Annotated in this window: 7 protein-coding genes; all 7 read right to left on the reverse strand. The window is 70.0% G+C overall.

Annotated features, from left to right (window positions below):
• Positions 1-104: 104 nt before the first annotated feature.
• The 7 genes from metK to carB all read right to left on the reverse strand — a co-directional run bounded on the left by metK (position 105) and on the right by carB (position 8,113).
• Entirely contained in the window at positions 105-1,307 is a 1,203-nt protein-coding gene (gene metK / locus ACWEF6_RS42390) for a methionine adenosyltransferase (protein ID WP_310975235.1), read from the reverse strand.
• Positions 1,308-1,399: 92 nt separating this feature from the next.
• Positions 1,400-2,620 (reverse strand): bifunctional phosphopantothenoylcysteine decarboxylase/phosphopantothenate--cysteine ligase CoaBC, encoded by a 1,221-nt coding sequence (coaBC, locus tag ACWEF6_RS42395; RefSeq protein ID WP_449688119.1) that lies wholly within the window; start codon positions 2,618-2,620, stop codon positions 1,400-1,402.
• Positions 2,613-2,882 carry a DNA-directed RNA polymerase subunit omega gene (gene rpoZ, locus ACWEF6_RS42400; protein WP_005152353.1) on the reverse strand — a complete coding sequence of 90 codons (270 nt, stop codon included), beginning with the start codon at positions 2,880-2,882 and terminating at the stop codon, positions 2,613-2,615. Before rpoZ ends, coaBC begins: the two co-directional genes overlap by 8 nt.
• Positions 2,879-3,532 (reverse strand): guanylate kinase, encoded by a 654-nt coding sequence (gene gmk, locus ACWEF6_RS42405; RefSeq protein WP_449688120.1) that lies wholly within the window; start codon positions 3,530-3,532, stop codon positions 2,879-2,881. Before gmk ends, rpoZ begins: the two co-directional genes overlap by 4 nt.
• Positions 3,529-3,846 carry an integration host factor, actinobacterial type gene (gene mihF, locus ACWEF6_RS42410; RefSeq protein WP_003096398.1) on the reverse strand — a complete coding sequence of 106 codons (318 nt, stop codon included), beginning with the start codon at positions 3,844-3,846 and terminating at the stop codon, positions 3,529-3,531. The genes gmk and mihF overlap by 4 nt, the downstream gene beginning before the upstream one ends.
• Positions 3,847-3,953: 107 nt before the next feature.
• Positions 3,954-4,802 carry an orotidine-5'-phosphate decarboxylase gene (pyrF, locus tag ACWEF6_RS42415; RefSeq protein ID WP_449688121.1) on the reverse strand — a complete coding sequence of 283 codons (849 nt, stop codon included), beginning with the start codon at positions 4,800-4,802 and terminating at the stop codon, positions 3,954-3,956.
• Positions 4,799-8,113, reverse strand: a complete 3,315-nt coding sequence (gene carB, locus ACWEF6_RS42420; protein ID WP_449688122.1) for a carbamoyl-phosphate synthase large subunit — start codon at positions 8,111-8,113, stop codon at positions 4,799-4,801. The genes pyrF and carB overlap by 4 nt, the downstream gene beginning before the upstream one ends.
• Positions 8,114-8,280: the final 167 nt, after the last annotated feature.

Genomic DNA, 8,280 nt, shown 5'->3' on the forward strand with positions numbered 1-8,280 from the left:
GGTAACGCGGGTTCTAACCCGCGTTACCACTCACGACCGAGCCGGGGACGGGAAATGCCGGAAGGCCGTCCCCTGGTCGGGAACGGCCTTCCGGTGATCGTGCGTCAGGCGCCGGCCGCGGCCTTCAGGGCCTCGGCGCGGGCCGTGCTCTCCCAGGGCAGGCCCAGCTCGGGCCGGCCGAAGTGGCCGTACGCGGCCGTCGGGGCGTAGATCGGGCGGAGCAGGTCGAGGTCGCGGATGATCGCGGCCGGCCGGAGGTCGAAGACCTCGCTGATGGCCTGCTGGATCTTCGACGGGTCGACCGTCTCGGTGCCGAACGTCTCGACGAACAGGCCGACCGGGGCCGCCTTGCCGATCGCGTACGCCACCTGGACCTCGGTCCGCTGGGCCAGGCCCGCGGCGACGACGTTCTTGGCCACCCAGCGCATCGCGTACGCGGCGGAGCGGTCGACCTTGGACGGGTCCTTGCCGGAGAACGCGCCACCGCCGTGGCGGGCCATGCCGCCGTAGGTGTCGACGATGATCTTGCGGCCGGTCAGGCCGGCGTCGCCCATCGGGCCGCCGATGACGAACCGGCCGGTCGGGTTGACCAGCAGGCGCGCGTTCGAGGTGTCGATGCCCAGGCCTTCGAGCTCGGGGCCGACGACGTGCTCCTTGACGTCGACGCTGAGCATCCGGTCCAGGTCGATGCCGTCGGCGTGCTGCGAGGACACGACGACCGTGTCGAGGCGGACCGGCTGGTCGCCGGCGTACTCGATGGTCACCTGGGTCTTGCCGTCCGGGCGCAGGTACGGCAGCACGCCGTCCTTGCGGACCGCGGTCAGGCGCTTGGACAGCCGGTGGGCCAGCGCGATCGGCAGCGGCATCAGCTCGGGGGTGTCCGAGCAGGCGTAGCCGAACATCAGGCCCTGGTCGCCGGCGCCCTGGCGGTTGATCTCGTCCTCGTCCGACTCGACGCGCGACTCGTACGCGGTGTCGACGCCCTGGGCGATGTCGGGCGACTGCGAGCCGATCGCGACGTTGACGCCGCAGGAGTTGCCGTCGAAGCCCTTGGCGGAGGAGTCGTAGCCGATCTTGAGGATGACGTCGCGGACGATCGTCGGGATGTCGGCGTAGGCCTCGGTGGTCACCTCGCCGGCCACGTGCACCTGGCCGGTGGTGATCAGGGTCTCGACCGCGACGCGGCTGCGGGGGTCCTTCGACAGGAGGCCGTCGAGGATCGAGTCGCTGATGGCGTCGCAAATCTTGTCGGGGTGCCCTTCGGTCACCGACTCCGAGGTGAACAATCTGCTGCTAGACGCGGTCACGGTGGCCGTCACTTCCTCACCTTGTCGTCGGATGCCCCGAAAGTTAGGCACCCCTTACCTTGCAAGCGTACTGACTATCGCTCGTGAGACGGTCAACGCTTCATGAAGCTCACAACAGCGTCCCACAGAGTGGACGCCAGTTGAGCCTTCTGCGCGAGAGGTAGGGGTTTTTCCGTGGCATCGGCCCCTAGGAGCCAGCCGGAGTTGTCCTCGGTGCCGAACGCCTTGCCGTCCCCGACGGCGTTGACGACCAGCAGGTCCGCGCCCTTGCGCTGCAATTTCGCGCGGGCGTGGTCGAGAACGCTGCCGTGTTCGTCGCCGGTTTCCGCGGCAAATCCCACGACGACTTGTCCGGGACGCCGGTTTTGCACCAATTCGGCGAGAATGTCGGCATTGCGGTCGAGCGTGATCACCGGGTCCGGCTGGTCGTCGGACTTCTTGATCTTGTGCTCGGCCCGGTTCGCCGGCCGGAAGTCGGCGACGGCCGCGGCCATCACGACGACGTCCGCGGACTCGGCGGCGGCGTGCACCGCCTGCCGCAGCTCTTCCGCCGTCGAGACGTGCTCGACGACCGCGCCCGCCGGGTCGGGCAGGGCGACGGTGTGCGCGGCGACCAGGGTGACGTCGGCGCCGCGCTGGGCGGCGACGCGGGCCAGCGCGTAGCCCTGCTTGCCGGACGAGCGGTTGCCCAGGTAGCGCACCGGGTCGAGGGGCTCGCGGGTGCCGCCCGCCGAAATGACCACGCGGACGCCTTCGAGGTCGCGCGGGAGGGCGTCGGGGCGGGCCAGCAGCAGCCGGGCGAGGTCGACGATCTCGGCCGGGTTCGCCAGACGGCCCTTGCCGGTGTCGACGCCGGTCAGCCGGCCGGAATCGGGCTCGGTGACGACCATGCCGCGCGAGCGCAGCAGGGCGACGTTGTCGCGGGTGGCGGGGTGCTCCCACATCTCCGTGTGCATCGCCGGGAAGAAGGCGACCGGGCACCGGGCGGTGAGCAGGGTGTTGGTCAGCAGGTCGTCGGCGAGGCCGTGGGCGGCCTTGGCGAGCAGGTTCGCCGTGGCCGGGACGACCAGGACGAGATCGGCTTCCTTGCCGACGCGGACGTGCTGGACCTCGGGCACCTCGGTGAACACGCCCGTGTGCACCGGGTGCCCGGAGAGGGCTTCGAAGGTCGCTGCGCCGACGAAATTCAGCGCGGCTTCGGTGGGGACCACGCGGACGTCGTGACCGGATTCGGTCAGCCCGCGCAGCACCTCACAGGCCTTGTAGGCGGCGATCCCGCCGCCCACGCCCAGGACGACGCGGGGTTTACTCACCCTCGGTGTGCTCGAGCAGGCCGCCGTGGATCTCGCGCAGCGCGATCGAGAGCGGCTTCTCGCGCGGGCCCGGCTCGACGAGGGGGCCGACGTACTCGAGCAGGCCCTCGCCCAGCTGGGCGTAGTAGTCGTTGATCTGGCGGGCACGCTTGGCCGAGTAGATCACCAGCGCGTACTTCGAGCTGACCTTTTCGAGCAGGTCGTCGATCGGCGGGTTGGTGATGCCCTCGAGCTCTTCGTGCAGGGTGGCCTGGGTGGTCACGCGTGGTGCTCCGAATCTTCGGCAGACTGATCAGTAATCAAGTTTAGCAAGTGCTCGGCGGCCTCTCGCACGTCGGCGTTGACGAGGCGGTGGTCGAACTCCCCCGCCGCCGCCAGCTCGCGCTCCGCTTCGGCCAGCCGGGCCTGGACCGCGGCCTCGTTTTCGGTGCCGCGCCCGGTGAGCCGGCCGACCAGTTCCTCCCACGACGGCGGCATCAGCATCACCAGCCGGGCCTCCGGCATGGCCGCGCGGACCTGGCGGGCGCCCTGCAGTTCGATCTCCAGGACGGCCGGGCGCCCCTCGGCGAGGGCCTTCTCGACCGGCTCGCGCGGGGTGCCGTAGCAGTTGCCGGCGAACTCGGCCCACTCCAGGAGCCTGCCGTCGGCGACCATCGCGTCGAACTCCGCGCGGTCGACGAAGTGGTAGTGCGCCCCGTCGACTTCGCCGGGACGCGGCTTGCGGGTGGTGACCGAGACGCTGAACCAGACGTCGGGCTCCAGCTTCCGCAGCTCGCCCACCACGCTCGACTTCCCGACCCCCGAAGGCCCCGATACGACGGTGAGCCGGTGCCGGGGGAAGTCCCCCGTCACCGGCTCACTGCCGCGGTCGGCGCCCCGGTTCACCGGGTAGTCACGACCGGCGCCGTTCACTCGCCGCTGAACTCGGCCAGCAGCGCCTTGCGCTGCCGGTCGCCGAGGCCGCGAAGGCGACGGCTGGGGGCGATCTCCAGTCGTTCCATGGTCTGCTGCGCGCGGACCTTGCCGACGCCCGGGAGGGCCTCGAGCAGAGCCGAAACCTTCATCTTGCCGAGGACTTCGTTCTCCTCGGCCTGCTTCAGCACGTCGACCAGAGTGGTACCGCCCCGCTTCAGCCGCTCCTTCAGCTCAGCACGGATGCGGCGGGCGGCGGCGGCCTTCTCCAGCGCCGCAGCGCGCTGTTCCTCTGTCAGCTGGGGAAGTGCCACGTTTTCCTCCGGTAGTTCTCAAAACTGGGTGGGTGACGCGACGGTACCCACCCGTGAGCACCGGCCACAATGCGGGGGTGCCTGGTGGGGGCCGGTTCCGCGCCCTGCTATTGGTCGTTTTCCTGCGGGTCGGCCAGCACTTCGGCGACCCGTTCGACCGCTTGGCGCAAAGCCGCTTGCTCCGGACCGTGCTTCAGGATGTCCCGGGACGACGCGGGCAACACGCCCGGCAGGGACGCACCGAACAGGGCCCGCAAATCGGCCGCAGTGGCTCCCTGGGCCCCGAAACCGGGGGCCAGCACCGGACCGTTGAGCCGCGAAAGATCCAGCTCTCCCGGCGGAACGGTGGCTCCGACGACGACACCCACATCGCCGAGCGGTTCCGCGCCTGCGTTGAGCGCCATCGCCGCATCGACGATCGCCTGCGCCACCGTGCGGCCGTCGGGCAGCTTCGCGTTCTGCACTTCGCCCGCTTCCGGGTTCGAAGTCCGAGCAAGCACGAAGATGCCGCGCCCCGCGGCGACGGCCGTTTCGGCGCATTGGGCCAAAGAGCCGAAGCCGAGATACGGCGAAACGGTGATCGCGTCGGCGGCGATCGCCGCACCCTCGGCGACGTACGCGGCGGTGTAGGCGCCCATCGTGGACCCGATGTCGCCGCGCTTGACGTCCAGGAGCACCAGCGCGCCGGCGTCCCGGGCGGCGGAAACCACCCGTTCCAGGACGCGGACACCGCCCGGTCCGAAACTTTCGAAGAACGCCGACTGCGGCTTCACGATCGCCGCGTGCGCCGCCAGGACCTCCGTGGCGGACAGCGCGAACCGTTCCAGGCCCGAGACGTCCACCGGGAGCCCCCAGGCCTCGATCAGGCCCGGGTGGGGGTCGATCCCGGCGCACAGCGGGCCGCGGGCCGCGACGGCCTTGGCCAGCCGCGCCCCGAACCGTTCCCGCCCGCTCACGACTTCGCCTTCAGCGCCGCCTGGAGCTCCTGCAGCGACCGGACGCCGATGTCGCCCCGGATCAGCGCTTCGATGCCGTGCACGGCCGCCGCGGCGCCCTGCACGGTGGTCACGCAGGGGATGTCGCGCGACACCGCGGCGGTGCGGATTTCGTAGCCGTCGACGCGCGGACCGCTGTTCCCGTACGGCGTGTTGATCACCATGTCGACATCGCCGTTCAGGATGACGTCCACGATGTTCGGCTCGGCCTCGGTGGAGCCCTCGTAGTGCTTGCGCACCACGGTGCACGGGATTCCGTTGCGCCGCAGCACTTCCGCGGTGCCGGAGGTGGCGAGGATCTCGAAGCCGAGGTCCGCCAGCCGCTTCACCGGGAACACCAGCGAGCGCTTGTCGCGGTTGGCGACCGAGACGAACACCCGGCCGGACGTCGGCAGCGAGCCGTACGCGCCGCTCTGGGACTTCGCGAACGCCTTGCCGAAGGAGACGTCGACGCCCATCACCTCGCCGGTGGACTTCATCTCCGGGCCGAGCAGCGAGTCGACGCCGTGGCCTTCGGGGGTGCGGAAGCGGTGGAAGGGCAGCACGGCTTCCTTCACCGCGACCGGCGAGTCGGCCGGCATCCGCCCGCCATCGCCCTCGGCCGGCAGGACGCCGTTCTCGCGCAGGTCCTTGATCGTCGAGCCGGTCATGATCAGCGCGGCGGCCTTGGCCAGCGGCACGGCCGTCGCCTTGGACACGAACGGCACCGTCCGCGACGCGCGCGGGTTGGCCTCGAGGACGTACAGGACGTCGTCCTTGAGCGCGTACTGGACGTTCAGGAGCCCGCGCACGCCGACCCCGCGGGCGATCGCCTCGGTGGAGCGCCGGACGGCCTGCAGGTCGGTGTGGCCGAGCGTGATCGGCGGCAGCGCGCACGAGGAGTCACCGGAGTGGATCCCGGCTTCCTCGATGTGCTCCATGACGCCGCCGAGGTAGAGCTCCTCGCCGTCGAACAGCGCATCGACGTCGATTTCGATGGCGTCGTCGAGGAAGCGGTCGACGAGCACCGGGTGCTCGGGGGTGATCTCCGTGGCGCGGCTGATGTAGCCGGCCAGGGTCTCCTCGTCGTAGACGATCTCCATGCCGCGGCCGCCGAGCACGTAGGACGGCCGGACGAGCACCGGGTAGCCGATCTCGTCGGCGATCCGCTTGGCGCCCTCGAAGGACGTCGCGGTGCCGTAGCGCGGGGCGGGCAGGCCGGCGTCGGTCAGCACTTCGCCGAACGCGCCGCGGTCCTCGGCCAGGTGGATGGCCTCCGGCGGCGTGCCGACCACCGGGACCCCGGCGTCGGCGAGCTTCTTGGCCAGGCCCAGTGGGGTCTGGCCGCCGAGCTGGACGATGACGCCGGCGACCGTGCCGGACGCCTGCTCGGCGTGCACGACCTCGAGGACGTCCTCGAAGGACAGCGGCTCGAAGTACAGCCGGTCGGAGGTGTCGTAGTCGGTGGATACGGTTTCCGGGTTGCAGTTGACCATGACGGCCTCGAAACCCGCCTCGCGCAACGCGATCGCCGCGTGGACGCAGGAGTAGTCGAACTCGATGCCCTGCCCGATCCGGTTCGGCCCGGAGCCGAGGATGAGCACCTTGGGCTTGTCGCTCTGGGCGACCACTTCGGACTGCGCGTCGGGATCGGACTCGTAGGCCGAGTAGTGGTAAGGGGTCTTGGCCGCGAATTCGGCCGCGCAGGTGTCGACGGTCTTGAACACCGGCCGCACGCCGAGGCGGTGGCGCAGGGCGCGGACGCCGTCCTCGCCGGCCAGTTCCGGCCGCAGGGCGGCGATCTGGCGGTCGGACAGGCCGGTGCGCTTGGCGCGGCGCAGCAGGTCGCCGTCCAGGACCGGCGCGTCCCGGACCTCGGCGCCGACCTCGCCGATGAGGGCGATCTGGTCGATGAACCACGGGTCGATGCCCGACGCTTCGTGTACCTGCTCGACGGAGGCGCCGAGCCGCAGGGCACGCTCCACTTCGTACAGCCGGCCTTCGTGCGCGGTGCGCAGCGAGTCCAAAGTGGACTCGACGGTGGCGCCTTCGGGGTCGGGCAGCGTCCAGAACCCGGTCGCCTTGGTCTCGATCGACCGCATCACCTTGCCGAGCGCCTCGGGGAAGCTGCGGCCGAACGACATCGCCTCGCCGACGCTCTTCATGGTGGTGGTCAGCGTCGGGTCCGCGCCCGGGAACTTCTCGAAGGCGAACCGCGGCATCTTGACGACGACGTAGTCCAAAGTGGGCTCGAACGCAGCCGGCGTCTCACCGGTGATGTCGTTCTGGATCTCGTCGAGCGTGTAGCCGATGGCGAGCTTCGCGGCGATCTTGGCGATCGGGAAGCCGGTCGCCTTGGATGCCAGCGCGGAACTCCGCGACACGCGCGGGTTCATCTCGATGACGACCATCCGGCCGTCGGCCGGGTTGATCGCGAACTGGATGTTGCAGCCACCGGTGTCGACGCCGACCTCGCGCAGCACGGCGATGCCGACGTCCCGCATCACCTGGTACTCGCGGTCGGTGAGGGTCATGGTGGGCGCGACGGTGACCGAGTCGCCGGTGTGCACGCCCATCGCGTCGATGTTCTCGATCGAGCAGACGACCACGACGTTGTCGTGCTTGTCGCGCATCAGCTCGAGCTCGTACTCCTTCCAGCCGAGCACGCTCTCCTCGATGAGCACCTCGGTGACGGGAGATTCGGCCAGGCCGGTGGAGGCAAGCCGCTCGAGGTCCTCGGGCGTGTGCGCCATGCCGGAGCCCAGGCCACCCATGGTGAAGGACGGCCGGATGACGACGGGCAGGCCTAGTTCGGCGACGGTGTCCCGGACCTCGTCCATGTCGTGGCAGACGCGGGACCGCGGGACGTCGGCACCGACGGTGCGGACGATGTCCTTGAACTTCTGCCGGTCCTCACCGCGCTGGATGGCGTCGATGTCGGCGCCGATCAGCTCGACACCGTACTTGTCCAGGACACCGCGTTCGTGCAGCGCGACGGCGCAGTTGAGCGCGGTCTGCCCGCCGAGGGTCGCGAGCAGCGCGTCGGGGCGCTCTTCCGCGATGACCTTCTCGACGAAGTCCGGCGTCACCGGTTCGATGTAGGTGGCGTCGGCGAACTCGGGGTCGGTCATGATGGTGGCCGGGTTCGAGTTCACCAGGGAGACACGCAGCCCTTCGCTGCGCAGCACCCGGCAGGCCTGGGTACCGGAGTAGTCGAACTCCGCGGCCTGCCCGATCACGATCGGCCCGGAGCCGATCACCAGCACGTGCTGGATGTCCGTCCTCTTCGGCATCAGTTTCCTTCTTTCACCAGGCGCCGCAAGCCGTCGCGGAAGACCTGAAAGCTTTTGGATCGGTTGTTCTCGATGTCCGCTTCCGCCCGAAGCGGACCGGAGCGCGGAGCGGGAGCCAAGCCGTCATGCACCCAATGTGGCGTTCGGTGCGTTGAACGCACCGAACG

Source organism: Amycolatopsis sp. NPDC004772 (assembly GCF_053601215.1).

Bases quoted from the DNA above. Each gene is read 5' to 3' on its own strand.
- carB (WP_449688122.1), bottom strand. From the start codon at position 8,113: ATGCCGAAGAGGACGGACATCCAGCACGTGCTGGTGATCGGCTCCGGG.